Source organism: Devosia sp. (assembly GCF_017307495.1).
GTDB lineage: Bacteria > Pseudomonadota > Alphaproteobacteria > Rhizobiales > Devosiaceae > Devosia_A.
Window position 1 is genome coordinate 1 of sequence record NZ_JAFKHE010000023.1, and the last position, 24,002, is coordinate 24,002.

Genomic DNA, 24,002 nt, shown 5'->3' on the forward strand with positions numbered 1-24,002 from the left:
AATGCCAGCGTCGGATAACGCTCAACAATGCCATGTCGATCACTCCACAGCCCCCGCTCAAACCACGAGGGGCAAGGGTCACACATGGGTCAAATCTCGATGGAAAAATCCCAGCCTGCTGGGTCAGTTCTCAGTGGCAATCAACAGAGAGAGCGTCTCTTGTCAGCCTCTGCACGCCCCTACGATGCCCGTGCACTAGGGAGGTAGCTGCGCTTGCTAACAGCATAGCGGCGACGGGCTTTGGGGCTACAGCGACGGGCTACGGGCACCCTGCCGCTTCCTGCGTCGGCGACGGCAATGGCAATGATGCCTTTTCCGGTAGGAATATCAGTCACATGACTACATGCTCGATCCATCGAAGCACCGATGGAGAGCATGATGAACACCCTCAATTCGCTGAACCTGATCGCACTGCCGAAGGTCGATGCACGTGACCCGAAGCATCAGCGCCGCAACAAGCTGGTCACTCAGCTTCAGCAGCAGCGTTCGCTCGCCCTTGATCCGAACTTCGTGGTTCCGCGCCAGAAGTGGGTGAAGGCTGAGAACGGCGAGAAGCAGCTGGTCAACAGCCCGAAGCGGGTGAAGCGCTGGTGGAACGAGGATGCTAACGGCAACTGCTTCCTCGTCGTCCGTTACGGAAGCAAGCCGCTTGCACTGGCTGCTGGCAAGCATGCGATCGCAGTGGGCACGAAGGACAAGCTCGTTGAGGTGATCGACCTGGTCACTGTTGCTGCTAAGGCAGGCGAGCTTGATGAGCAGATGGCTGCTACGCAGAAGGTCGGTCAGAAGCCGCCGAAGAAGGGCTAGTTGCCCCAGTCCTGATCATCGACTTCATCAGGAAAGGGCCCAATGTAGCCGAGCTTTTGGCAATGGCGAGTGATCGCCATGCCATCGTCATTCAAAGCGTTTACGTCGCCGATGCCCTGATTTTTGTCGGCAGGTTGGAGCTCGCCGTGCTCTTCGTAGAGAAGTCGCACCATTTCTGTTGCGATGCCGGCCCTCCTAAAGGCCGGATGTAGCTCCCATCCCGTGACCTTCGGTGGCTCCCAGCCATGCTCCAGTTCTATTTGGCCAGTCGTCTCCACAAATCCGATGCACTTCCCGTTCGAGTAGGCGTGGGCGACATCCCCAAGCATGTCGATCTCGACCAGACGGCCAGCCTTATCTATGAAGCGATGCACGAGTGACCCTCCAGTCCACGAGGACATTCTGAAACGGGGCTGTCGATCTGCCAAGTGGCATGCTACACAACCATGCTACGAATAGGAATGATGTTTAATATCAATACTATAAGTGTCTGAACAAATTATTCGTAATGAGGGGGTCGCTGGTTCGAATCCGGCATGCGGCACCACCCCTTCCTTCCCTGAAATTCGCGGATCGTCCGCAGCCCATCACGGGCGACGGCGCAACGATTGCGGAAAGCCTGTCCGGGTTGCGCCTGGCCAGGGCTTGCGCGCAGCGATGGCAGCTGACCCGGCCATCAAAGACCGTCGGTTGCGGAACCGATCCGCCATTCGGGGCTTACCCCTCCCGAGCACAACACGCTCAGGAGCAACAAGAATGAAGAAACCTCTCCTTGCCTCGACGGCAATCCTCATGCTCGGCGCCGCCCCGGTGATGGCGCAGAGCGACAGTGGCGCAGTGGTCGGCGGAACGGCCGGCGGCGTCAGCGGCGCCGTGGCCGGTGGCCTGATCTTCGGGCCGATCGGCGCCATCATCGGCGGCTTCACCGGCGCGGTGATCGGTGCATCGGTGGTTAGCGAGGCCTCGGTCGACTACGTGCGCACCCACCCCACCGAGCCGGTGGTCATCGAGGGCAATCTCGAGGTCGGCTACGTCGTGCCGGATGCCGTCGAACTGCACGTCATCGACGGTGATCCGGAGTATGGCTACTTCTACACCAATGACCGCGTCTGGTTCGTGAAGCTGACCGATCGGACGGTGGTCTATTCGCCCGGCATCGTGGTGGCTGCCAAATAACGCCTGGAACTGTTCCCAGCACGCCCGTCCGGCTCTCGCCGGGCGGGCTTTTTGTTGCCCGCGCCCTTGCGCCGCGCCGCGGGATCGGGCCAGAAGACCGGGGCGAGCGGAGGCGAACATGCAGGCGACGAGCGAGATAGCCAAGTTGAAGCGCGAGATCGCAACGCTCCGCGATATCGTTGTCCGGCCGCGGCCGGCCCTGACGGCGGTTGAAAAGCGCTCGCTCAAGTCCGAGATCGACCGCTGCATCCTCGAGCTCGACGAGTTGCGCGACAGGCTGAGCCGGTGACCTGACCGGCATTGCCCGTTCGTCATGGAGCGACGCGGCCGGGGCCGCGCCGGTAGACCCGCAGTTCGATCACCGAGGGGACATGCCACTCGAGGGAATGCATCACCGGGCGCCCGGCAGTGTCGTGGTCGACCTGCTTGAGGTGCTGGAGCGGAGTGCCCTCCGCCACGCCGAGGATCCCCGCCAGCTCCGCATCGGCGATAACCGGGGAGAGCACGGCGCGGGCATGGTCCACGTCGTGGCCGCGCTGTGACAGCAGGCGGTAGAGCGAACCGGTGAACGCCTCGAGATCGGCCTGGGCATCGGCAAGGTCGGCCGGCAGGCTGTCGATCGAATAGACGGCCGGCCTGCCGTCGGCACTGCGCACGCGCCGGATAACGACGATGTCCGCGCCCGGGTCGAGCCGCAGGTCGGCCGCGACGTCGGCGGGCGCCCTGGCGGTGCGGGCCTCGAGCAGTTGCTTGGTGGCGCGCACGCCGATGCTCTCGAGGTAGTCGGTGTAGCTGAAATTGGTGTCGAGCGAATTGCGCAACGCCGGGCCCTGGTTGACGAACGTCCCGGCGCCCTGGCGGCGGGTGACATAGCCGTCCTCGATCAGGCCGCGCACGGCTTCGCGCAGGGTGATCCGGCTCACCGAGAAGCGGGCGCACAGGGCGTCCTCGTTGGGCAGGCGCGACCCAGGGGGAAACTCGCCCCCGATGATCAGGCGCCTGAGTTCGGCGCGGACCACATCGGGGAGCAGGGGGCGGGAGCGGACATGCTGCATGGACATGATCTCTGCGTTGGCGCTGACGCTGGCGCCGCATCGTCATAGCATGTCCGTTGCGCCCGGGAAGGGTCGGGCCTATGTCGGTTCGGATACAGAGATGGAGCCAGGGGCGATGAGCCTTGACGCGATCGTATGGCTGTTGGCGGGAGTAGGGCTCGGCGTGGCGGCGAGCGTGATGCTGCTGGGTGCCTTCGCGGGCCTCGAGCGTCTGCGTCTCGGCCGCCGCCTCAAGCGTGCCCGGGCGCAGAAGGCCGTGCCGTCGCCCCGCGCAGCGGCGATCCCCGCTCCGGGCAGGCCGGCAGCAGCAATCGCAAGGTTCCAGCCGAACGTCGCCCGCAAGTCGGATCCCGCGTCGGGCACCGGCGGGCAGGGGCGAGCCAAGGTAGTGCCGCTGGCGCGGAAAAAAGACATCGAGACCCCGGCCAAGCCGGCCGAGGACGAGACCGGGCTGGCAGCCATGGGCTCGTCCATCGGGAGCGGGGCGACGGCCCCGGGCGTGGAGCCAGGTCCGGCGACCGAGGTGGTGTCCATCGAGAGGACCGAAGTGCCGCCCCGGCCGCAAGGCGCGGCGGAGCCAGGGGCTGGATCGGAACGGCAGCCGGGGCCGGTCGCCGATGCCGCGGCGATGCGGCAGGTGGAAGGCTCGGCCAGGTCCAGGGCCGATACCGCAAGGCCGGCACCGGTGGCCATGCCCGCTCCGCTGCAACCGCCAAAGGCCGAGCCGAAGAGCGTCGAAGCCCTGTTCGCGGAGGCGTTCGCCCGCGATCGGCTCGTCGTCCCCGGCGACGAGGGCAGCAAGCCCTAGCGGTTGCGATAGACGGCGAGCGTGAGGGCCCCGACCGCCAGCAACAGGCCGCCGACGATGCGCGTATCGTTGTTCGAGATATCGAGCAGTGGCGCCCAGTGCCGATACCACGGGTAGAGAAACACCAGGACGCTCAGCAGCAGCGCTGCCAGGCCGACTGACCGCATATTGCCCTCCGCCAAAGCGGGTGAATTGGCGACGCCGGTGACACTCCCGGTCGAGCAGAGCCTGCCACAGGCCCGTTAACCAGCGATTGCCAGGCCCTCTGCCGGCACGCAGAAAGCGGCGGCGCGGGTGCCGGACGACGTGCATTTCTTGCGATCACCGGAATCTGAACGTCGCCGGCGGCAACCGGATGTCGGTGGCGACGTTGCTTCTCCAACAGACGTGGAGCCGGAGCCCCACGCGACCAAGGAGACCAGTCATGCGCAAGGCAGAACTCGACCGCCTGCTGGAAAAGACCGTAGCCGACGCCCTCGGCGTCAGCTTGCCGCCGCATCGCCGCAGCGCGCGCCCGCACGCCGAGCGCCGGTTGGCGGCCCCGCGCCGCCAGCATCGCCACGCGGTTCGTGAGCTGCATCCGGCGTGATTGGACTTTCGCACCTGCTGGTCTAGATTCGCACCCCGGGGAGCGCTCCCAGGCAAAGCTTCAGGCTTTTTCGGGTTGGGAGCGCTACCCTGCCATGACTTGGCGCAGTCTGCCGATGAGACGGTGGACTGTTGCGACGGGGGACGCGACGATGGAGGGAGTGCCGGCGGCCGAAGTCGCGCGCTATCGCGCCCTGGTCATCGGTACGCTGCCGCAGTTTGTCGGCGGCTCGTTCACCCTGATCAGTCAAACACGGCATACCCTCGCACTGGAGTGCGACGGTTGGATCTTCAAGTTCGCCCGCTCTTCAGAGGCCGAGGCCCGGCTGCGGCGCGAGGTGGTGCTGCTGCAGTTCCTCCGGCCGCGCATTACCATGACGGTACCGCAGATCGTGATGCACGAGGGGCCGGTGCCGTTCTCGCAGCATCCAAGGATTCCCGGCTCGGCGCTGGAAACGGCGGATTATCTCGATCTGGACGAGGGTCGGCGCAATGCGCTGGCCCTGCGCATGGCGCAGCTCTATGCCGAGCTTCACGCCCTGCCGCTGAGCCGGATGCAGCAGGTCGGCGCCGTCGGCGTCGATCCGTGGATGGCGCCCGACGACATCGTTGCCGGGGCCCGTGCGAAGCTGCCGCGTGGCTACAAGGGATATCTCGATCGGACCGTCGCGGCGTACCGCAAGCTGTCGATCGCCGGGCCTGAACTGGTTTACGGCTATTTCGACGGGCACGGCGGGAACATGGCGTTCGACCATGAGACGGGGCGGCTCAACGGCGTATTCGATTTCGCCGATTCCGGCTTCGGTTCGCGCCATCGCGACCTGAGCTGCAGCAACTGGGTGTCGGCCGACCTGACGTTGCGGATCATCGAGCGCTACGAGGAGCTGGCCGGCGTCGAGGTCGATCGGGACAAGGTGATGCTCTACAGCTCCGCGCTGCGGCTGGCCGAACTGGCCGGGGGCTCGCTGCCCGAGAACAGGGCCATCGCCAACGTCACCGACTGGGTGGTCGAGCTCAAGGCGATCGGGATGTTTCACGGCTGAAGGTCAGGCCAGAACCCCGTTGGCGACCACGGCGTCGGCCAGCGTGGTGCGGTCCAGCACCTCGCGGGTGGCGATGGTGACGCGGGCGAAGACGTGCCGGATCTCGCAGGTCAGCTCCTCGGCGCAGTCGGCACAGCGCCGGTAGGCGATCTTGCTGAGGCAGGGCAGCGGCGCAATGGGCCCGTCGATCAGGCGCAGGACCTCGCCGAAGGTAACCTGCTCGGGCGAGCGCAGCAGCACGTAGCCGCCGAGCCGGCCGCGGCGGCTCATGACGATGCCCGCGCGCTTGAGCTCGAGCAGGATCTGCTCGAGGAACTTCTTGGGGATGGCCTGGGCGCGCGAAATCTCCGAGATCATCAGGGACTCGCCGGGGGGCACCTTGGTGAGCGCAACGAGCGCCCGCAGCGCGTATTTTGCCTTCTGCGAAATCATCGCGAGTATCCGGGGCCGCTATGTCGACCGCACGGCTAGGATATAGAAAGTCGACGATGAAGAAAGCCTTGTCTTCAACTCAGGTCTCCTCCACTTCGGCCGGAGGGGGAGGGACCTCGGGGTTGAAGTATGGGGAGCTGGTAGCCTGGGCATTAAAGGGGCTGCCCGGTTTCGTCGCCGGTGCCGCGGGGCTTGGCGGCGCGGGAGCAGTGACCCCGTCGGGCTCGTCCGACGCGTCGACGGCGGCGTGCTCGCCGTCGAGCGCCTGCAAGTCGCTGAGGTCCTCCACCTCGACCCCGTCCGCGTCGGGTTCCTCGCCATAGGAAGAGACAAGGGCGGGTGGCTCGGCCGGCCCGGTATCGGCATGCTGGACGCGGGCCTGGGCCGCCTCGATCGCCTCGGCGAGAAGGTTGGGGTCGGCCGGAAGCCGGGCGCTTGCCAGCGGCGCCAGCACGGACTCGACCGCGTCGGCGGCGGCGATCTCGGCCACGGCCTTGCTGTCGCGATTGACGACATCGGCCATGCCGAGGCCGATCTCGCGTTCGCCGAGGATCACCACGTCCGCGCCGAGGCCCTTGAGATGGCCCGCTTCCTCGTCGGAATGGGCGCGGGCCACGATCAGCACTTTCGGATTCTGCTTGCGCGTCTGCTCGGTTGCCTGCCCGGCCTCGAACGCATTGGGGATGGCGATGACCACCGATGCGGCGCCGGCGACATTGGCGAGCCCGAGCACGCGCGGAGCGGCGGCATTGCCGACGACCACCTCGATGCCGAGTGCCCGTGCGGCCGCGGCGCGACCCTCGGCGTCCTCGACCACGAGGAAGGGCGTCCTCGACTCCAGCATGGCCTCCCCGACCACCGAGCCGACGCGGCCGAAGCCGATGATCACGACATGGCCGGACTTGGCGGTCGGGACCTCCGTCGGCTCGGGTTCCGCCACGGCCTCGACACTGGGGGTGGCCGCCGAAACGGTCAGGTCGGGCTCGACGCGCACGCCCGCCGGCGCGGCAACCATCGCCTCGGAGGTCCGGCCGAGCCGGTTCTCGAGCCAGGGCCGCAGCAGGTCGACGGCGATGAAGATCACCGGGTTGAGGATGATCGAGACAATGGCGCCGGCAAGGATCAGGTCCCGGCCGGCCTCGGGCAGGATGCCCAGCCCCACGCCGAGTCCGGCGAGAATGAAGGAGAACTCGCCGATCTGGGCCAGGCTGGCCGAAACGGTCAGCGCGGTGCCGAGCGGGCGCTTGAAGGCGGTGACGATGACGTAGGCGAGGATCGACTTGCCGATGACGATGATGAACACGGTGGCGAGCACCGGCAGGGGGTTGTTGATCAGTATCATCGGGTCGAACAGCATCCCGACGGCGACGAAGAACAGCACCGCGAAGGCATCGCGCAGTGGCAGGCTTTCCTGTGCGGCGCGGTGGCTCAGTTCGCTTTCGGACAGGATCATGCCGGCAAAGAAGGCGCCAAGCGCCAGCGACACGCCGAACAGGTACGCCGCGCCGGCTGCAACGCCCAGGGCAATGGCCAGCACGGCCAGGCGGAACAGCTCGCGGCTGCCGGTGTGGGCGGTGTAGTGCAGCAGCGCCGGGATCAGCCGGCGACCGACTACCAGCATGAAGCCGACGAAGGCCGCCAGTTTGACGGTGGTGATGCCCAGGATGCCGGGGATGCCGAGGTCGCCGGTGAAGCGCTCGACGAAATCGACGAACGGATCGTGCACCTCGGCGCCGGCAATGCCCGAGATCGAGGCTATGGCCGGGATCAGCACGAGGGCGAGGACCATGGCGAGGTCCTCGACGATGAGCCAGCCGACCGCGATCCGCCCTTTCTCGCTGTCGATCATGTGCCGGTCTTCGAGCGCCTTGAGCAGCACCACGGTCGAGGCGACCGACAGCGCAAGGCCGAAGAGCAGACCGGCGCCGATGCCCCAGCCGAGCAGCGTGGCGAGCCCCAGGCCCATGATCGTGGCGCCGGCGATCTGGACGATCGCGCCAGGCACGGCGAGGGCGCGCACCGACAGCAGGTCCTTGAGCGAGAAATGCAGGCCCACGCCGAACATCAGCAGGATCACGCCGATCTCGCTGAGCTCGGTGGCCAGTTCGGTGTCGCCGACGAAGCCGGGCGTATTGGGGCCGACGAGCACACCGGCGATCAGGTAGCCCACCAGCGGCGGCATGCGCAGCCGGTTGGCCACGGCGCCGAGGATGAATGCCAGCACAAGACCCGCAACGATCGTCGAGATCAGGGGCGTACTGTGCGGCATTGGTGGGACCTCCGGCAGTTCGACCCAAGAGCTTTGTGAACGATTGTGCGTTTTCGAAGATGGGGCAAACACCCGCCCCGTGCAACCACGGCCGCCGCAAAAAGTGCGGCAGAATCATGGGAATGGCCAAATCCTGGCCAAGTCTTTCGTCACGTCAGCGGACCATCACCACCTTGATCTCGCCGAGTGCAGGAGCCGCGCCGACGACATCGGGCACCTCGCCCAGCTCGATCGTGCGGGTGATCAGGCGATCGAGCGACAAGGCCCGCCCGGCGATGAGCGCGGCGGCGCGGGGGTGGGTGAGCGGATTGAGCCAGGCCGCCTCGAGCCGCAATTCGCGCGTCAGCAACTCGAACGGCGATACTTCCACCCGTTCGTCTTGCGGAACCACGCCGAAGAACACGACGGTGCCGCCGCGCCTGGCGAGGCGTAGCGACTGCAGGAAAGTCGCGGGGACGCCGGCACATTCGAGCACCACGTCGGCACCGCCGGGCAGCAGGTCGAGGACCGCTTCGTCGCCCCCGGTGGCGTCGACGGCAATCGCACCCAGCGCCTGCGCAAGCGCGCGTCGTGGCGCCTGGCGGGTGGCGAGCACGACGGTTCCGGCCCCGGCCTGCAAGGCCAGCTCGGCCATCAGTAGGCCGATCACGCCGCCGCCCAGGATCAGCACCGAACCGCCGCGCGGGATGCGGGCGGTGTCGATGGCATGCAGGCAGCACGAGACCGGCTCGCAGAAGGCGCCGTGGCGCGGATCCAGGTCCCCGGGCAGCACCGCCGCCTGGCCCTCGGGCACCAGCACGTATTCGGCAAAGCCGCCGTCGCGCATCACGCCGATCGGGCTGAGTTCGGCGCACAGGTTGGGCCGGCCGCCCCGGCAGAATGCGCACCGGCCGCAGGCGATGTTGGGATCCCCGCTGATCCGCATGCCGACGCGGACGCTTGTCACCGCCGCCCCGGCCTCCTCGACGATACCCGAGAATTCGTGGCCGAGCGTCACCGGCCTCGCGGTAGGGTATTCGCCGCGGAACATGTGCCGGTCTGAGCCGCAGATGCCGCACGCCTCGACCCTGACGAGCAGGTCGTGCGGGCCGGGGACGGGCCGCGGCACGTCCTCGACCAGCATTCGTCCCGGTGCATGGAGACGTGCCGCCTGCATGGTCCAGTCCTCCGTTTCCGGTATCATGAACCCGTCGGGTCGATCCGCAAAGACCGATACGCGCCGGGGATCAGGCAGGGGCCTGGCCGTTCGCGCGTATCGTGGCCTCAAGCGATCAGGCGGTCGATCTTCCCGGCCAGCGCCATGTCCCTGTCGGTCAGGCCGGAGGCGGAGTGGGTGGTGAGCGTGATGCGCACCGTGTTGTAGGTGTTGGACCAGTGCGGGTGGTGGTCCATCTTCTCGGCTGCCAGCGCAACCCGGGTCATGAACCCGAAGGCCTCGGAAAACGTCCTGAAGCTGAAGTCATGGCTGATCGCGTCGGCGACGGGATCGTAGATCCACCCGTTGAGCCGCGAAAGCGCCGCTTCGCGTTGGGCAGGATCGAGCTTTTCGGGCATTGTGGATGACCTCGCTGCAATGAGTCGGGAGTGTCGCGGGACAAAGCGCCCGATTGGTGGCGTCCGTACCGCCGGTAGCGCGATGTCAGCAATGCCGGGCTGCGGGCCAAGGATGCATAAACCATCCCGGCGGAATGCGCCGGCAAAGCAAGCTACCGGCGGCCGCAACGGCCAGCCGGTCGCCCGCCTGAAAGCAGGCATTAACGCCTCGGCGGCAAGATCGCGGCTACCTTGGTGAGGTCCATGTTCGAGCCAGCCTATAAGTCACTGCCGCCCGTCGACTACGTTTCGATGATCCGGTCGCTCTATGCGGACCGGCGCGTGATGATGCTGGGCGCGCTGTCGTCGGCCCTGGTTGCGGGTGTCGCAGGCTTCGAAGCCAATTCGTGGGTCCTCATCGGCGTGGCGATCGGCTTTGCGCTGGTGGGCATGGCGCGCGACGTCGACATGCGCGCCTTCGATCGCACGCCGATCGCCGATGACGACGTGGCCACGGCCGTGCGCTGGGAGCTGCGCTCGACCGTCGGCGCGGCCGCCATCGCCATCCTTTACGCGTTCTGGATGGCCTACAGCTTCCTCGTCGTGAACACCCCGTTCGCCGAAATGAGTTCGCTCTCGGTGACCGCCGCCGTGCTGGTGGGCGTGGTCGGGCGCAACTTCGCCATCGACCGGCTGGTGACCATTCAGATGGCGATCATGTCGATCGGCATGGCCATCGGCATGCTGTTCGACGGCTCCTTCCACACCCTGATGCTATCGGTGGTGCTGATCACCTTCCTGCTGTCGCTGCGCAAGGTGACGGCCAATATCCGCGCCATCCTGCTGCGCGCCGTGCACGGCCGGATCGAGGCGACGCGGCTGGCTTCAGAGCTCGACACGGCGCTCGAGACCATGCAGCACGGGCTTTGCATGCTCGATGAGAACGGGTTGATCACGGTCGCCAATGATCGGGCCGAAGTGGTTTTCTCGAACTTCGTGCCCGGCGACTGGTCCGGGCGCCCGTTCGCGGCCATGGTTGCGGCGGCGGCGCAGCGGGGCACGATCCCGCAGCGTTCGGCGAGCCAGCTGATGGATACCGTGGTTGGCGGCGATGGCGGCAAGGTGGTGCTGAAGCTCTCGAACGGAGAGTTCTGCGAAGTCACCGTTTCGTCGCGGCTCGACAAGACCGTACTGCTGTTCGAGGACATCACCGAGCGCGTCAAGGCCGAAGAGCGCATCAACTACATGGCGCACTACGACACCCTGACCGGGCTGCCCAACCGCGCCTACTTCACCGAGCAGGTCGAGGCCGACCTCGAGCGCCGGCGCCGAGGCAAGCACGGCAAGCATGCCGGAGACATGGCCATGCTGATGATCGTCGACATCGACGACTTCAAGCATGTCAACGACACCATGGGCCACCTGATCGGCGATCGGGTGCTGGTCGAGACCTCCGAGCGGCTGACCCGGGTGCTCGGCAAGGACAGCCTCGTGGCCCGGCTGGGCGGCGACGAGTACGTGGTCTATCGCTCGGGCGGCGTGCAGCTCGCCGATACGGTGAGCGATCCCGAGGCCATCCTCGGCGGGTTCCGCGGTCCGTTCGAGGTCGAGGGCGAAGTGTTCTCGGTCAATGTGTCGATCGGGCTCGTCACCATCACCGAGGGCACCGACGATCTCGACGGGCTGATGACCAAGGCGGACCTTGCCCTCTACAAGGCCAAGGCCCTGGGCAAGGGGCGCAGCCAGGTGTTCCACGACGAGATGGACACCGACTACCGCTATCGCCAGCGGCTCAAGGCCGAGCTCAAGCAGACGGTCGCCGATGGCGGGCTGTCGCTGGTGTTCCAGCCCATCGTCGACCTCCAGTCGCGCCGCGTCGTCAGCTGCGAGGCGCTGGCGCGCTGGCATCATCCCGAACTCGGTTCGATCCCGCCCTCGCTGTTCATTCCGATCGCCGAGGAAACCGGGCTCATCTCCGACATCAGCCGCTGGGTGCTCGCGACCGCGGCGACCGAGTGCCGCAACTGGCCCGAAGAAGTGTCGGTGTCGGTCAACATCTCGGCGCGCGACTTCCGCAATGCCGACGTCGCCGGCATGGTCAAGGACGCGCTGGACAGTTCGGGGCTCGCGCCGCACCGGCTCGAGATCGAAGTCACCGAGACCGCGGTGATCGAGGAGAAGGCCGCCGCCACCACGATCCTCGCCAAGCTGGCCAAGCAGGGCATCGGCATCGCGCTCGATGATTTCGGCACCGGCTATTCGTCGCTGAGCTACCTGCAGGCGCTGCCGTTCAGCAAGCTCAAGATCGACCGCTCGTTCGTGATGGACATCGCGACCAACCCGCGCTCCCTGAAGCTGCTCAGCAACGTGGCGCAGCTGGGCAAGGACATCAACCTGACGGTGACCGCCGAAGGCGTCGAGACCGAGGAACAGCTCAACCTGATCGCCGAGCACTCCAAGGTGGACCAGATCCAGGGCTACCTGTTCGGCGTGCCGCTGCCGCGCCGCGAGGTGGCCGAGCTCATCGCGCGCATGGCGTCGCGACCGACGATCGAGCGCATGCTCACCGTTACCTCGGCAAACCGCAAACGTGGTTAACTTCGTCTAAACCATTCTAGAATCGCGGCAAAACGCGCACGACTCCGGCCCGTTCACCTGCCCATGCGTGGCGCGGACCCCAAGCCTGCGGCATTTCGCGATTTTATTAAGGCTAACGAAAGGTTAAACTTCGCATCAAAGTTGCGGAGTTCCCTATGCGTTCGGACGTTGAAGCTTCGGCAGCCACGTCAGCTGCCCCCGTTTCTCGCTTCGCCGGCACACTGATGGATATACTGGACCGCGTGGAGTATTCACGTGTGCGCATGGACGTCACGGACAATCCAATCTATCGCCTGCGCTACGAAGCTTACCGACGCGAAGAATCGGTCCCGTTCAACGATGCCGGCGTCGTTGTCGACGACCTCGACACCACTCCCAACGGCATGAGCTTTGGCGTTCATATCGACGGCGAACTGGTGAGTTCTATCCGGCTCCACCATGTCAGCGCACGTTATCCTTTCGGTCCGAGCATGAAGAGCTGCCCTGACGTGCTGCAGCCGCTGCTCGACCGGGGCGAGACCTTCATCGATCCGTCGCGATTCACCGCCGACTACGAGGCCTCGCTTGCCTATCCGGCACTGCCGTTCCTGACGCTCAGGATTGCGGTGATGGCCTCGATCTTCTTCAAGGCCGACGCCTGCCTGGCACTGGTGCGGCCCGAGCACACCGCCTTCTACCGCCGCGTCTTCGGCTCGGAGGAGATGTCGGACGTGCGGGTCTATCCGGGGCTGGCCTTCCCGGTGACGCTGTTCGGCGCCTATGTGAACACCAAGCTGCCGGCGACGCTCAGGCGCTACCCGTTCTTCATGTCGACCGAGGAAGAGCGCGAGAAACTCTTCGCCCGCGCCGTCGACGAGCATTTCGAGGCGCCGCAGCGCGCCAGCTCCAGGCTCGCCTACGAGCGTGCCCTGCTGGAGCAGCAGTTCGGACCCGTCGCGGCGGAGTAAGGTCCGCGCCACTACTTGGGCATGCCCTAAGTCCCCCCACCAACTCGAAGTCATCCCTGCGCAGGCAGGGATCCAAGCCTCAGCCGGCGCTGGCGGCGAGATGGATCCCTGCCTTCGCAGGGATGACAGCCGGTGGGGATGACAGCCGGTGGGGAGGAGAGTCCGGGTGGCTCGGACTCTCCAAATAGCTAGCCTCAGGCCTCGGGGATCCACACCACCATCGAGCCCTGGCCGCGATTGGCCCACAGGTAGTAGGGCAGGGCGGTGAGCGTCGCCGGGCCCTCCTTCGGCGGTGCGGTGCGATAGAGCGAGTTCCACTCGCCCTCGTCGATCGCCTTGCCCTTGGCCTTCAGCTGCACGATGCCGTCGAACAGGGACGCCTTCGTCACCTCGAGTTCGCTGTCGCGCGGCAGCTTCAGGCGTTGCACGGTACCGCCCTGGTTGTCGGCTTCCTCGAGGCAGTAGACCAGCGGGCCACGCTTCAGCGCCACGCGCCCGGCATCCATCACCACGGCGGGGTGGGCAAAGACGCGCACCGCCGGCATGGGCAGGTCGAGGGTGAGCGTGTCGCCCTTCTTCCAGGTGCGGTGGACTGTGACGTAGCCGTTGACAGGGTTGAGCGCGATCGCCTCGCCGTTTACCCGGGCCGTCGCGCCATGGCACCAGCCTGGAATGCGGAACTTGACGTCGAAGGCCTTCTCGACCTCGGGGTCGATGGAGATCGAGACATCGCCCGACCAGGGGTAGTTCGAGACTTCCCTGACCGCCACCTTGGTGCCGCCGACGTCGAGCGTCGACGAGATGCCGCCATAGAGGTGGAAGGCGATGCCGTCCGGCGCCGTCGAGACGAAATAGCCGCCGACCGAGGCGACGAGGCGGGATACGTTCATCGTGCAGCACGGGCAGGTGTGCCAGTCCCAGCGCGACGGCGTGCCGTTGCTCTCGAGCGGGTTCATGTAGAAATAGTGCTCGCCATCGCGGCTCAGCCCCGACAGCGCGCCGTTGTAGAGGGCGGTCTCGAGCACGTCGCCATACTTGCCGTCGAGATCGAAATGCAGCATGCGCTGGGCCCAGAAGATCAGCGCCACCGAGGCGCAGGTCTCGGCATAGGCGGTCTGGTTGGGCAGATCGTAGTCGTAGGTGAAGCCTTCATTGTGCGCCGACGGGCCGAGGCCGGCGGTGATGTACATCTTGGTGATCATCACGTCGTTCCACAGCGTCTCGCAGGCCTGCTTCAGCGCCGGGTCGCCGAGCTCGACCGCGAGGTCGGCCATGGCGGTGTAAAGATACATGGCACGAACTGCGTGGCCGACGACCTTGTCCTGCTCGCGCACCGGCTTGTGGCTCTGGGAGTACTCGTAGTTCGACTGGGCGTAGCGCTGGGTTTCCCAGCCCTTCTTTTCGCGCTCCTCGCGCTCGACGTCGAAGTAGTGCGGCGGCTGCTGGCCGCGCTCGTTGATGAAGTAGGCGGCGAGGTCGAGGTGCTTTCTCTCCTTGGTGAGGTGGTAGAGCTTCACCAGCGCCAGTTCGATCTCCTCGTGGCCGCAATAGCCGCGCTTCTGGCCCGGGCCGGTGCCGAAGGTCTGGCGGATGTGCTCGACATAGCGCTCCATGATATCGAGCCAGCGGCGGCGGCCGGTGGTCTCGTAGTAGGCGATGGCGCCCTCGAGCATGTGCCCGGCATTGTAGAGCTCGTGGTTGTCGCGCAGGTTACTCCAGCGCTTTTCCGGCTCGCGGCCGAGATACCAGCAGTTGAGGTAGCCGTCCGGCGCCTGCGCCTTCTCGAAGTCGTCGACGATCGCCTCGATCTTGGCCTCGATGTCGGCGTCGCGCCGGTGGCTGAGCGCATAGGCCGCGGCCTCGATCCACTTGCCGACGTCCGAATCCCAGAACACCTGCACGGTGAAGCCATTGGCATGGCGCGGGAAGCGCAGCGGCGGCGGCGGGTTGGGCAGCTTCAGCGAGTCGAGCAGCCCATATTCGCCGAGCTTTTTGTGCTGGCTGGGAATGGTGCGGGCAAGAACGGTGTCGAGCCGTTCCTTCCAGAAGTCGCCCTCGAGGCGGACATCGACGAAGCGGACGGGGTGGTACTGGCTCATTGCAACTCCTCTTGGCCCCTGCCACCGAGCGAGCGGCGGGGCTTTTCTTGAACTAGCGCCGGGTCGACTCGCGGACGACCAGGGTGCAGGGCAGGCGGCGGATGCCGCGAATCTCTTTGCCGCCGATCATGTCGATCAGCAGCCGGCCGGCCTCGTGACCGAGGGCGGAAAGGTTCATGTCGACGCTGGTCAACGGGGGGCGCGCAGCGTCGGTCATGACGTTCCAGTTGTCGAAGCCGACCACCGCCACCCGTCCCGGTACGTCGATATCGCGCTCGCGCAGCGCCTCGACGACGCCGCGCGCGATCTGGTCGTTGCCGCAGAACAACCCATCGGGGGGCTCGTTCTGCCCATCGAACAGTCGCGCCACCGCGTCGCGGCCCCAGGCCTCGGACCAGGCGCCGGCCAGATAGTGTGACGGGTTGGCGACGAGGCCGGCCTCGGCAATGGCGCTCAGGTAGCCGCGATGGCGCAACTGCACCGCCTCGAAGCGGAGCGGGCCGGTGACGTGGGCGATGCGCTGGCAACCGATCTCGGCGAGGTGCCTGACGGCGATGCGGGCGCCCCCCTCGTCGTCGGGGATGAGCGACAGGGCGCTGTCGTCGTCGGCCTGGGTGAACACGTAGATCGCCGGCAGGCCGGGTGGCAGCGGACCGACCGGCGGGCGCTTGTCGGCGCGGCGGGCGGTGACGACGAGCCCATCGATGCGCTTGCCGAGCAACTGGTCGAGATGCTGGCTCTCGCGCTCCGGATCGTCGGTGGCGTTGCACATGAAGATGGCGATGCCCCGGTCGGCGAACTGCTCCTCGAGCGCCTGGAAGATCGGCAGGGTGAAACGGCCGAAGCTGTCGGTCGAGATGATGCCGACGGTCATCGAACGGGAGCGGTGGAGGCTCTGCGCCATGTCGTTGGGGCGATAGCCGATCTCGCGCGCCACCTCGCGCACCTTGTCGCGCGTCTCCTGCTTCAGTCGTCCGTTGGCGTTGAGCGCCTTGGACGCGGTGCCGATCGACACGCCCGCGATCCGCGCCACGTCGCGGATCGTGGGGCCGTGCCGGCCGTTTCGGTCTGTGGCGCGCTCGTCGGTCATGGCAGCTACTTCACGGCTCCGTTGAGGAAGCCTGCGACGTAGTATTTCTGCAGCAGCAGGTAAATCAGCACGCAGGGCAGGATGGCGATAATGACGCCGGCCTGCAGCGCACCCCAGTCGACCGAGCCAAGCCGGCCGGCACGCACGCTCACCAGCATGATCGGCACGGTGAAGCTGGTCTCCTTGTTCATGAAGATCAGGGCCGAGAGGAACTCGTTCCAGCTGGCGATGAAGGCGAACAGGCCGACCGTCACGATCCCCGGCACGGCCAGCGGCAAAAAGATCGAGCGCAGCGTCTGCCAGGAACTCGAGCCATCCACCTTGGCGGCCTCCTCGAGCTCGCGCGGGATCGACTCGAAAGCGTTGCGCATCATGTAGATCGAAAAGGGCAACTGCAGGATGGTGTGCACCATGGCGAGGCCAAGATGCGAGTTGGCGAGGCCGGCCTTGGAGAAGGTGAGGTAGAGCGGCGTGAGCAGCGCCTGGTAGGGGATCATCAGCGGCGCCAGCAGGATGATGAACCACACCTCCTTGAACGGGATTTTGAAGCGCGCCAGCCCGTAGCCGGCGGGGACCGCAAGCGCGAGGCAAATCACGATGGTCAGTGCCGCGACCAGCAGCGAGTTCGACAGGTACGTCCACAGCCCCGCCTGGAATTCGAACACCTTGAAGTAGTTTTCGAGGCTCAACGCGTGCGGCAGGTAGGTGGGCGGCGACTGGCGTGCATCGGCGGCCGGCTTGATCGAGGCCAGGAAGCCGAGCACGATCGGCGCCAGCATGACGGTCGAGACGGCGACGCAGACGGCGCCGACGAGGTAGCGGATCGGCCGGCTTTCGCCAGCGGCACGGCTGACATGTTCGGCAGCAACGGGGCGCACCGTGCCTTCGGCAATGGCGGTCATGTCGAGGGGCTCCGGTTGGAGAGGAACACCTGGATGGACGAGAACACCAGGATGATCAGCGTCAGGATGATGGAGAGCGCGGCGCCGTAGCCCAGTTTGAAGCTGATGAAGCTGTTCTGGTAGATCCAGTACACCGAGGTGAAGGTCTGCCCGCGCGGGTTGCCGCCGGTCATGATGTAGAACTGGTCGAAGGCGAGCATCGAGCCGATGACCGAGATCAGCGTCGTGAGCAGGATGATGCGCAGGCTGAGCGGCAGGATGATGTACCACACGCGCTGCCAATAGTTGCCGCCATCGATCAGCGCGGCTTCGCCGATCTCGCCGTTGATCGACTGGATACCGGCGACGAACAGCAGCATGCCGAAGCCGATGACCTTCCAGGTGATGGAAATGGTCACGGCGACCAGCGCCATGTCGGCCTTGGTGAACCAGACCGCCGGTTCGGCGAGCAGCCCGATATCGACAAGGAACTTGTTGAACAGGCCGACCTGCTGGTCGAACAGCCAGAACCACAGCAGGCTCGATGAGCCGATGCCGATGACCACGGGCAAAAAGACGATGCCGCGGGTGATCTGCTGCAGCGGCCGGTTCGGCGCCGTCAGCAGGGCAAGCGCGAAGCCGAGGCCCATCAGGATGGGGGTGATGAAGACCGTGTACTTCAGCGTGAACCACAGGGCCCGCCAGAAGGACTTGTCCTCGAAGGCCTTGATGTAGTTCTCGAAGCCGATGAACTTGCCGCCACCGAGCAGGGACGTGTCGGTCAGCGACAGGTAGATGAGCTGCGCCAGCGGCCACAGCACGAAGAAGCCGACGAAGGCCAGTGCCGGCAGCACATAGAGGAAGCCTTCACTCTTCCGAAGCGCCCGAACCACGCTTCCACTCCCTTGGTAGATTCATGAGACTGGCCCGCGACGGCGATGCGCCGCGAGCCAGGGGCCCGGGAGGGCTTACTCTGCCGCGATGGCGTGCATCGCGTCACGCGCAGCCTGGATGGCGCCGTCGACGTCACCGTCGAACACCGCCGTCTGGATCATGGTGAGCCACGGCGATTGGTCGGCGTTGACCATGTCGTTGAAGTGGAAGGCGTAGGGCGTCTGCCCGATGCCGACCGCCTGCGCGGTGGTGATGTAGCGCGGCTCCTCCTGGAAGTACTTGTTGTCGGCCAGGTCCGAGCGCGAGGGCAGGATCAGGTTCTTGGCAAGACCCTCGAGCTGGGCTTCGTCGGTGAGCTGCCACTGGATGAACTGGGTGGCGAGGTCGGCGTGCTTGGCGCCGGTCGGGATGGCGATCACGTCGCCGCCGACGAAGCTCGAGGCCTGGCCCTCGTTGATCCCTGGCAGCGGCGCAATGCCAAAGTCGATCTCCGGGTGGTTGGCCTTGAGCGAAGCGATGGCGAAGCCGCCCGAGCCCTGCATGCCGATGGTGCCGGTCTCGAACGTCGCCTGGAAGTTTGCGCCGGTATCGGCTTCGGCGCTCTCAGGGATGACGCCGGCTTTCCACATGTCCTTGAGCATGGTCAGGACTTCCTTGACGCCCGGGCCTTCCATGGCCGGAGCGTCGCCGGAGGTGGGCAGCAGCGTTGCTCCCGAACCCCACATCATCGGAGCCTGGGTGAAGATGTTGCAGCCGCCGCACGAGCCGGAGAAGTAGTAACCGTAGGCGCCCGGCACCTTCTCCTTGATCTGGGTGGCGTATTGCTGCAACTCGCCGATGGTCTTGGGCGGCTTGTCCGGATCGAGGCCGGCCTGCTTGAACAGGCCCTTGTTGTAGAGCAGGATCGACACGTCGGGGGTGAAGCCGGTCCCGTAGAGCTTGCCGTCATAGGTGGCGAGATCGCGGAAGGCCTTGGCCACCTTGGCCTGGTTTGGGTCGGCGCTGAGCGTCGCGGTGAGATCGGTCAGGAAGCCCGCCTTCATGAAGTCGGGCATGAAGATCAGGTCGAACGAGATCAGGTCGGGCACGTCGCCGGCCTGCACGCTGGTCGCGAGCTTGGTCACCATCTGGTTGTCGGGAATGGTGGTCAGCTCGATCTTGTCGTCGTGGCTCGAATTCCACAGGTCGATCATGTGCTGGGCGGCGTTCGAGCTCGAGGCGCGCGCCCAGATGCTCAGCGTTTCCGCAAAGGCCGTGCCCGGAACGACGGCGACGGCCGACATGGCGACGGCCAGCGCCGCCTGCCAAAGACTTGGCATTCTCATGGATTTCCTCCCTCTGTGCCGTGCCACCCTCCGGACCCGCCTCAATGCGGGCTCCTCCCAGGGGTAGCAGAGAAAAGCTTTTCCTGGATAACCGTCGCCGACGCTTCGCTGGTCGGTCGATGGTGTGGGAAAAGGTTTTCGCACGATGTTGGTCGCATGTTTCCCGGTGCCGCGCAAGAGGTTGGGAAATGCTTTTCTCGAAACCCCCTGGAGGGGGCGGGGAGGGCGTGGTCCGGGTGGCTTGGGCCGCCGATACGGCGCTGTGGCGGGCACCTTGGGTAGCCGGCGCGCGGCGCGGCGCGGCTGGGGCGGCCCGCTCATATGGCAGGTGCGCGCAAAGCCATGCTCATTCACAGAGCGCGACTTGAGGTTTGCGCAACGCAGAGGCTGCTGCTAGCCTCGCTGGAGAAAGCTTTTCCGCTTTCTTGCGCTACGTCGCTTCGGGCCTTTCTTGAGAATGCCGACTGACACGGTAGAGTTAGGGTAGTTACTCTTCACCAGGAGGACATGATGAAGACAACAGCCAGAATTCTCGCCCTCGGCGGCCTCGTCGCCGCCCTTGCCCTGTCCACCGCGGTCACCGTGCGCGCCGCCGACCAGACGCTGCTCAACGTCTCGTACGACCCGACCCGCGAGCTCTACGTCCAGTTCAACGAGGCGTTCGCCAGGCACTGGAAGGACACCACCGGCAACACGGTCACCATCGAGCAGAGCCACGGCGGCTCGGGCAAGCAGGCCCAGGCCGTGATCGACGGGCTTGGGGCCGATGTCGTCACGTTAGCGCTCGAGGGCGACATCAACGCCATCGCCAGCAAGTCGGGGCTGATCGACGAGAACTGGCGCTCCGAGTTCCCCAACAACTCGACGCCCTACACCTCGACCATCGTGTTCCTCGTCCGCAAGGGCAACCCCAAGGCGATCGCCGACTGGGGCGACCTGGTCAAGGACGGCGTCGAGGTGATCACGCCCAATCCCAAGACCTCGGGCGGGGCGCGCTGGAACTACCTGGCGGCCTGGGCCTATGCCAACAAGGCCTCCGGTGGCGACGAAGCCAAGGATATCGAGTTCATCAAGCAGCTCTACGCCCATGTTCCGGTGCTCGACACCGGCGCGCGGGGCTCGACCGTGACCTTCGCGCAGAAGGAACTGGGTGACGTGCTGCTCGCCTGGGAGAACGAGGCCTACCTCGTGCTCGACGAGTTCGGCGCCGACAATTTCGACATTGTCTATCCGCCGACATCGATCCTTGCCGAGCCGCCGGTCGCCATCGTCGACAAGAATGTCGAGGCGCACGGCACCGCAGACCTCGCCAAGGCCTATCTCGAATACCTCTATTCGCCCGAGGGCCAGACCATCGCGGCGCGGAACCACTATCGCCCGTCCGACCCCTCCAAGGTCACCGACCAGGCGCTGGTCGACGCCTTCCCAATGATCGATCTGATCTCTATTGATGATCCGCTTTTCGGCGGCTGGAAGACGGCGCAGCCCAAGCACTTCGGGGACGGGGGCATCTTTGACCAGGTCTACACCCCTGCGCAGTAACGCTCGGGCGGCGGCACCCCTGACCGGTGCCCCCGGAGGTTCATCCCACCCCGCGCGAGCGGGGTGGAGCTTTGTCAAGCCGAGCGTCATCCCGGGCTTCGGGCTGACCTTCGGCTACACCATCCTCTACCTCAGCCTCATCGTCCTGATCCCGATCGCCGGACTGTTCCTCAAGGCGGCGACGACGCCGCTGGAGCAGATCGTCAGGATCGCGACCTCTCCCCGCACGATCAAGGCGCTCGAGGTCAGTTTCGGCTCGTCGCTGATCGCGGCGCTGGTCAACGTGGTGTTCGGCATCGTCGTCGCCTGGGTGCTGGTGCGCTACAAGTTCCCCGGCCGGCGCATCCTGGATGCCATCGTCGACCTGCCTTTTGCCCTGCCGACGGCGGTGGCCGGCATTGCGCTCTCGACGCTCTATGCGCCCAAGGGCTGGATCGGTTCGCTGTTCTCCGACAAGGGCGCGCTGTGGCAATGGTGGCACGCGCAGACCTGGCTGCCGTTCGGGCTGCACGAGTTCTCGCTCAACTTCAAGATCGCCTATACGCCGACGGGCATCGTCATCGCGCTGATCTTCATCGGCCTGCCGTTCGTCGTGCGCACCGTGCAGCCGGTGCTCGAGGAGTTCGAGACCGAGCTCGAGGAGGCGGCGGCGACGCTCGGCGCCAATCGCTGGCAGACCATCACGCGGGTGATCCTGCCGCGGCTCACCCCGGCCGTGCTCACCGGCTTCGCCCTCGCCTTCGCGCGCGCCGTGGGCGAGTACGGCTCGGTGATCTTCATTGCCGGCAACCTGCCCAATATCTCGGAGATCGCCCCGGTGCTGATCGTGATCAAGCTCGAGGAGTTCGACCAAGCCGGGGCCGCCGTGATCGCCGGCATCATGCTGGTCATCGCCTTCGTCATGCTGCTCGTCATCAACCTGATCCAGGCCTGGGCGCGGCGGAGGTTCGGCAATGTTTGAGCCCGAAGTCGTCTACGACAGCCGCCGCGTCATCCCGCCCGAGGAGCATACGCGGCCGACCACCGAGCGACCGTGGGTGCGGCGCACGCTGATCGCCACCGCCGTGGTGTTCATGGCGCTGGTGCTGGTGCTGCCGCTGGTGCTGGTGTTCTTCGAGGCCTTCCGCAAGGGCGCGGAGACCTATTTCGCCTCGTTCTCGGACCGCAACACGCAGACCGCGATCGCGCTGACGCTCACCGTCGCGGCCATCGCCGTGCCGCTCAACCTCGTCTTCGGCGTCGCGGCGGCCTGGTGCGTCGCCAAGTACGAGTTCTGGGGCAAGAGCTTCCTCACCACCCTCATCGACCTGCCGTTCTCGGTTTCACCGGTGGTCTCCGGTATGGTCTACGTGCTGCTGTTCGGGGCGCAGAGCGTGCTCGGCCCGATCCTCAGGTCGTGGGGCGTCGAGATCATCTTCGCCGTGCCCGGCATCGTGCTGGCGACGATCTTCGTCACCTTCCCGTTCATCGCGCGCGAACTGATCCCGTTGATGCAGGACCAGGGCAATACCGACGAGGAGGCGGCGCTGTCGCTCGGGGCCACCGGCTGGCAGGTGTTCTGGCGGGTGACGCTGCCCAACATCAAGTGGGGCCTGCTCTACGGCGTGCTGCTGTGCAACGCCCGCGCCATGGGCGAGTTCGGCGCCGTGTCGGTGGTCTCCGGCCACATCCGGGGCAAGACCACGACGATGCCGCTCGACATCGAAATCCTCTACAACGAGTACAACTTCGCCGCCGCCTTCGCCGTGGCCTCGCTGCTGGCGCTGCTGGCGCTGGTGACGCTCGTGTTCAAGACGGTCCTCGAGTTCCACTACGGCGAGGAGCTCGCCGGCACCCGCCGACACTAGGAGCAGAACAGCTTGGATATCCGCGTCGACACCGTCCGCAAGGAATTCGCGCGCTACCCGGCGCTCAACGACGTCTCGCTCGACATCCGCTCGGGCGAACTGATCGCGCTGCTCGGGCCATCCGGTTCGGGCAAGACCACGCTGCTGCGGCTCATCGCCGGGCTGGAACTCCCCACCGCCGGCCGCATCTACTTCGGCGACGAGGATGCGTCGTCGAAGACGGTACAGGAGCGCAATGTCGGGTTCGTGTTCCAAGCCTATGCGTTGTTCCGCAACATGACGGTACTCGACAACATCTCCTTCGGGCTCAGCGTGCGCCCGCGTGCGACGCGCCCGCCCAAGGCCGAGATCCGGCGCCGGGCCCTGGAACTGCTCGACCTGGTGCAGTTGAGCGGTCTCGAGAAACGCTTTCCGCAGCAGCTTTCGGGCGGGCAACGCCAGCGTGTGGCGCTGGCCCGGGCGCTCGCCATCGAGCCGCGTGTGCTGCTGCTCGACGAGCCGTTCGGCGCGCTCGATGCGCAGGTGCGCAAGGAGTTGCGCAAGTGGCTGCGTGAAATCCACGATCGCACCGGCCACACCACGGTGTTCGTCACCCACGACCAGGAAGAGGCGCTGGAGCTCGCCGACCGCCTGGTGGTGATGAGCCAGGGCAAGATCGAGCAGGTCGGCACGCCCGACGAGGTCTACGACCGGCCGAACGCGCCATTCGTGTTCTCGTTCATCGGGGAGTCCAGTTCGATACCGGTGACGGTCGAGAACCACGAGCTCTGGGTCGGCGGTCGCGCCATCGGCCTGCCGGCGCCGCACGATGCGGCCGGTGAGGCGGTGCTGTTCTTCCGGCCGCACGACGTCGAGCTGGTCGAGGATGGCGCGGCCCTCGCGGGCGTCGTCGTGGCCACGCGCCGCGTCGGCGGCACGCGCCGCGTCGAACTCGAGGTGGGCGGCAATCCCAACCGGGTAGAAATCGACCTGCCGTTCGACCACCCCGCCGGCGAAAAGACCCGCATCGCCTTCCGGCCCAAGCGCTGGCGGGTGTTCCCGAAGGGTTAGTGCCTTCCACCCCTCACC

Annotated in this window: 23 protein-coding genes and 1 pseudogene; 12 read left to right on the plus strand and 12 right to left on the minus strand. The window is 66.0% G+C overall.

Annotated features, from left to right (window positions below):
* The first annotated feature begins 378 nt into the window (after window positions 1-378).
* The gene (locus J0I99_RS14580; protein ID WP_291398408.1) at window positions 379-807 is read left to right on the plus strand and encodes a DUF6641 family protein; all 429 of its coding nucleotides are present in this window, start codon (window positions 379-381) and stop codon (window positions 805-807) included.
* On the opposite strand, the gene J0I99_RS14585 is transcribed toward J0I99_RS14580, so the two are convergent.
* The gene (locus tag J0I99_RS14585; RefSeq protein WP_291398409.1) at window positions 804-1,181 is read right to left on the minus strand and encodes a hypothetical protein; all 378 of its coding nucleotides are present in this window, start codon (window positions 1,179-1,181) and stop codon (window positions 804-806) included. The two genes, J0I99_RS14580 and J0I99_RS14585, sit on opposite strands and share 4 nt — an antisense overlap.
* A 382-nt stretch (window positions 1,182-1,563) precedes the next feature.
* Between J0I99_RS14585 and J0I99_RS14590 the strand changes: the two genes are divergently transcribed.
* Both J0I99_RS14590 and J0I99_RS14595 read left to right on the plus strand, forming a co-directional pair.
* Entirely contained in the window at window positions 1,564-1,983 is a 420-nt protein-coding gene (locus J0I99_RS14590; protein ID WP_291398410.1) for a DUF1236 domain-containing protein, read from the plus strand.
* Between the two features lie 118 nt (window positions 1,984-2,101).
* Window positions 2,102-2,272, plus strand: a complete 171-nt coding sequence (locus tag J0I99_RS14595; protein ID WP_291389862.1) for a hypothetical protein — start codon at window positions 2,102-2,104, stop codon at window positions 2,270-2,272.
* A 22-nt stretch (window positions 2,273-2,294) separates the two neighbouring features.
* Here J0I99_RS14595 and J0I99_RS14600 read toward each other — a convergent pair whose 3' ends face one another.
* The gene (locus J0I99_RS14600; RefSeq protein ID WP_291398411.1) at window positions 2,295-3,044 is read right to left on the minus strand and encodes a GntR family transcriptional regulator; all 750 of its coding nucleotides are present in this window, start codon (window positions 3,042-3,044) and stop codon (window positions 2,295-2,297) included.
* A gap of 109 nt (window positions 3,045-3,153) precedes the next feature.
* Between J0I99_RS14600 and J0I99_RS14605 the strand changes: the two genes are divergently transcribed.
* Window positions 3,154-3,846, plus strand: a complete 693-nt coding sequence (locus tag J0I99_RS14605) for a hypothetical protein (RefSeq protein WP_291398412.1) — start codon at window positions 3,154-3,156, stop codon at window positions 3,844-3,846.
* Here J0I99_RS14605 and J0I99_RS14610 read toward each other — a convergent pair.
* Window positions 3,843-4,013 (minus strand): hypothetical protein, encoded by a 171-nt coding sequence (locus J0I99_RS14610; RefSeq protein WP_291389859.1) that lies wholly within the window; start codon window positions 4,011-4,013, stop codon window positions 3,843-3,845. The genes J0I99_RS14605 and J0I99_RS14610 overlap by 4 nt on opposite strands.
* Before the next feature lie 257 nt (window positions 4,014-4,270).
* On the opposite strand from J0I99_RS14610, the gene J0I99_RS14615 reads away from it, so the two are divergent.
* Both J0I99_RS14615 and J0I99_RS14620 read left to right on the plus strand, forming a co-directional pair.
* Window positions 4,271-4,435, plus strand: a complete 165-nt coding sequence (locus J0I99_RS14615; RefSeq protein ID WP_291389858.1) for a hypothetical protein — start codon at window positions 4,271-4,273, stop codon at window positions 4,433-4,435.
* A gap of 115 nt (window positions 4,436-4,550) precedes the next feature.
* Entirely contained in the window at window positions 4,551-5,477 is a 927-nt protein-coding gene (locus J0I99_RS14620; RefSeq protein WP_291398413.1) for an aminoglycoside phosphotransferase family protein, read from the plus strand.
* Window positions 5,478-5,480: 3 nt separating this feature from the next.
* On the opposite strand, the gene J0I99_RS14625 is transcribed toward J0I99_RS14620, so the two are convergent.
* From J0I99_RS14625 to J0I99_RS14640, 4 genes and pseudogenes are all read right to left on the minus strand, one after another.
* Window positions 5,481-5,909 (minus strand): Rrf2 family transcriptional regulator, encoded by a 429-nt coding sequence (locus J0I99_RS14625; RefSeq protein ID WP_291398414.1) that lies wholly within the window; start codon window positions 5,907-5,909, stop codon window positions 5,481-5,483.
* A 493-nt stretch (window positions 5,910-6,402) separates the two neighbouring features.
* Window positions 6,403-8,178, minus strand: a pseudogene (locus J0I99_RS14630) (cation:proton antiporter); the annotation flags it as partial.
* A 154-nt stretch (window positions 8,179-8,332) separates the two neighbouring features.
* Complete coding sequence (locus tag J0I99_RS14635) at window positions 8,333-9,334, minus strand: zinc-dependent alcohol dehydrogenase family protein (RefSeq protein ID WP_291398489.1); 1,002 nt, start codon at window positions 9,332-9,334, stop codon at window positions 8,333-8,335.
* 107 nt (window positions 9,335-9,441) lie between these two features.
* A complete protein-coding gene (locus tag J0I99_RS14640) occupies window positions 9,442-9,732 on the minus strand; it encodes a 4a-hydroxytetrahydrobiopterin dehydratase (RefSeq protein WP_291389855.1) in 291 nt (96 codons plus the stop codon).
* Between the two features lie 243 nt (window positions 9,733-9,975).
* Between J0I99_RS14640 and J0I99_RS14645 the strand changes: the two genes are divergently transcribed.
* A complete protein-coding gene (locus tag J0I99_RS14645; protein WP_291398415.1) occupies window positions 9,976-12,309 on the plus strand; it encodes an EAL domain-containing protein in 2,334 nt (777 codons plus the stop codon).
* 224 nt (window positions 12,310-12,533) lie between these two features.
* Window positions 12,534-13,256, plus strand: a complete 723-nt coding sequence (locus tag J0I99_RS14650; RefSeq protein WP_291389853.1) for a hypothetical protein — start codon at window positions 12,534-12,536, stop codon at window positions 13,254-13,256.
* Window positions 13,257-13,450: 194 nt separating this feature from the next.
* Here the strand turns inward: J0I99_RS14650 and J0I99_RS14655 are convergent, their stop codons facing one another.
* From J0I99_RS14655 to J0I99_RS14675, 5 genes are all read right to left on the minus strand, one after another.
* The gene (locus J0I99_RS14655) at window positions 13,451-15,355 is read right to left on the minus strand and encodes a beta-L-arabinofuranosidase domain-containing protein (RefSeq protein WP_291398416.1); all 1,905 of its coding nucleotides are present in this window, start codon (window positions 15,353-15,355) and stop codon (window positions 13,451-13,453) included.
* A gap of 52 nt (window positions 15,356-15,407) precedes the next feature.
* Window positions 15,408-16,445: a LacI family DNA-binding transcriptional regulator gene (locus tag J0I99_RS14660; protein WP_291398417.1), complete on the minus strand. Its 1,038-nt coding sequence runs from the start codon at window positions 16,443-16,445 to the stop codon at window positions 15,408-15,410.
* A 5-nt stretch (window positions 16,446-16,450) separates the two neighbouring features.
* Window positions 16,451-17,347 carry a carbohydrate ABC transporter permease gene (locus J0I99_RS14665; protein ID WP_291398418.1) on the minus strand — a complete coding sequence of 299 codons (897 nt, stop codon included), beginning with the start codon at window positions 17,345-17,347 and terminating at the stop codon, window positions 16,451-16,453.
* Window positions 17,344-18,219, minus strand: a complete 876-nt coding sequence (locus J0I99_RS14670) for a carbohydrate ABC transporter permease (RefSeq protein ID WP_291398419.1) — start codon at window positions 18,217-18,219, stop codon at window positions 17,344-17,346. The genes J0I99_RS14665 and J0I99_RS14670 overlap by 4 nt, the downstream gene beginning before the upstream one ends.
* A gap of 75 nt (window positions 18,220-18,294) precedes the next feature.
* Window positions 18,295-19,545 (minus strand): sugar ABC transporter substrate-binding protein, encoded by a 1,251-nt coding sequence (locus tag J0I99_RS14675; RefSeq protein WP_291398420.1) that lies wholly within the window; start codon window positions 19,543-19,545, stop codon window positions 18,295-18,297.
* Window positions 19,546-20,052: 507 nt separating this feature from the next.
* Here J0I99_RS14675 and J0I99_RS14680 point away from each other — a divergent pair.
* Genes J0I99_RS14680 through J0I99_RS14695 form a run of 4 tightly spaced genes read left to right on the plus strand, consistent with a single transcriptional unit; the run spans window position 20,053 to window position 23,984 of the window.
* Window positions 20,053-21,087 carry a sulfate ABC transporter substrate-binding protein gene (locus J0I99_RS14680; RefSeq protein ID WP_291398421.1) on the plus strand — a complete coding sequence of 345 codons (1,035 nt, stop codon included), beginning with the start codon at window positions 20,053-20,055 and terminating at the stop codon, window positions 21,085-21,087.
* A 19-nt stretch (window positions 21,088-21,106) separates the two neighbouring features.
* The gene (locus J0I99_RS14685; protein WP_291398490.1) at window positions 21,107-22,048 is read left to right on the plus strand and encodes a sulfate ABC transporter permease subunit CysT; all 942 of its coding nucleotides are present in this window, start codon (window positions 21,107-21,109) and stop codon (window positions 22,046-22,048) included.
* Window positions 22,041-22,934 (plus strand): sulfate ABC transporter permease subunit CysW, encoded by an 894-nt coding sequence (gene cysW / locus J0I99_RS14690; RefSeq protein WP_291389846.1) that lies wholly within the window; start codon window positions 22,041-22,043, stop codon window positions 22,932-22,934. The genes J0I99_RS14685 and cysW overlap by 8 nt, the downstream gene beginning before the upstream one ends.
* A 12-nt stretch (window positions 22,935-22,946) precedes the next feature.
* Window positions 22,947-23,984, plus strand: coding sequence for a sulfate/molybdate ABC transporter ATP-binding protein (locus J0I99_RS14695; protein ID WP_291398422.1), 1,038 nt, complete (start codon window positions 22,947-22,949; stop codon window positions 23,982-23,984).
* The last annotated feature ends 18 nt before the right edge of the window (window positions 23,985-24,002 follow it).

Excerpts from the sequence above, each read along its gene's own strand:
- J0I99_RS14580 (WP_291398408.1), top strand. The coding sequence starts at position 379 with ATGAACACCCTCAATTCGCTGAACCTGATCGCACTGCCGAAGGTCGAT.
- J0I99_RS14590 (WP_291398410.1), top strand. The coding sequence starts at position 1,564 with ATGAAGAAACCTCTCCTTGCCTCGACGGCAATCCTCATGCTCGGCGCC.
- J0I99_RS14595 (WP_291389862.1), top strand. The coding sequence starts at position 2,102 with ATGCAGGCGACGAGCGAGATAGCCAAGTTGAAGCGCGAGATCGCAACG.
- J0I99_RS14600 (WP_291398411.1), bottom strand. The coding sequence starts at position 3,044 with ATGTCCATGCAGCATGTCCGCTCCCGCCCCCTGCTCCCCGATGTGGTC.
- J0I99_RS14605 (WP_291398412.1), top strand. The coding sequence starts at position 3,154 with ATGAGCCTTGACGCGATCGTATGGCTGTTGGCGGGAGTAGGGCTCGGC.
- J0I99_RS14610 (WP_291389859.1), bottom strand. The coding sequence starts at position 4,013 with ATGCGGTCAGTCGGCCTGGCAGCGCTGCTGCTGAGCGTCCTGGTGTTT.
- J0I99_RS14615 (WP_291389858.1), top strand. The coding sequence starts at position 4,271 with ATGCGCAAGGCAGAACTCGACCGCCTGCTGGAAAAGACCGTAGCCGAC.
- J0I99_RS14620 (WP_291398413.1), top strand. The coding sequence starts at position 4,551 with ATGAGACGGTGGACTGTTGCGACGGGGGACGCGACGATGGAGGGAGTG.
- J0I99_RS14625 (WP_291398414.1), bottom strand. The coding sequence starts at position 5,909 with ATGATTTCGCAGAAGGCAAAATACGCGCTGCGGGCGCTCGTTGCGCTC.
- J0I99_RS14635 (WP_291398489.1), bottom strand. The coding sequence starts at position 9,334 with ATGCAGGCGGCACGTCTCCATGCACCGGGACGAATGCTGGTCGAGGAC.
- J0I99_RS14640 (WP_291389855.1), bottom strand. The coding sequence starts at position 9,732 with ATGCCCGAAAAGCTCGATCCTGCCCAACGCGAAGCGGCGCTTTCGCGG.
- J0I99_RS14645 (WP_291398415.1), top strand. The coding sequence starts at position 9,976 with ATGTTCGAGCCAGCCTATAAGTCACTGCCGCCCGTCGACTACGTTTCG.
- J0I99_RS14650 (WP_291389853.1), top strand. The coding sequence starts at position 12,534 with ATGGATATACTGGACCGCGTGGAGTATTCACGTGTGCGCATGGACGTC.
- J0I99_RS14655 (WP_291398416.1), bottom strand. The coding sequence starts at position 15,355 with ATGAGCCAGTACCACCCCGTCCGCTTCGTCGATGTCCGCCTCGAGGGC.
- J0I99_RS14660 (WP_291398417.1), bottom strand. The coding sequence starts at position 16,445 with ATGACCGACGAGCGCGCCACAGACCGAAACGGCCGGCACGGCCCCACG.
- J0I99_RS14665 (WP_291398418.1), bottom strand. The coding sequence starts at position 17,347 with ATGACCGCCATTGCCGAAGGCACGGTGCGCCCCGTTGCTGCCGAACAT.
- J0I99_RS14675 (WP_291398420.1), bottom strand. The coding sequence starts at position 19,545 with ATGAGAATGCCAAGTCTTTGGCAGGCGGCGCTGGCCGTCGCCATGTCG.
- J0I99_RS14680 (WP_291398421.1), top strand. The coding sequence starts at position 20,053 with ATGATGAAGACAACAGCCAGAATTCTCGCCCTCGGCGGCCTCGTCGCC.
- cysW (WP_291389846.1), top strand. The coding sequence starts at position 22,041 with ATGTTTGAGCCCGAAGTCGTCTACGACAGCCGCCGCGTCATCCCGCCC.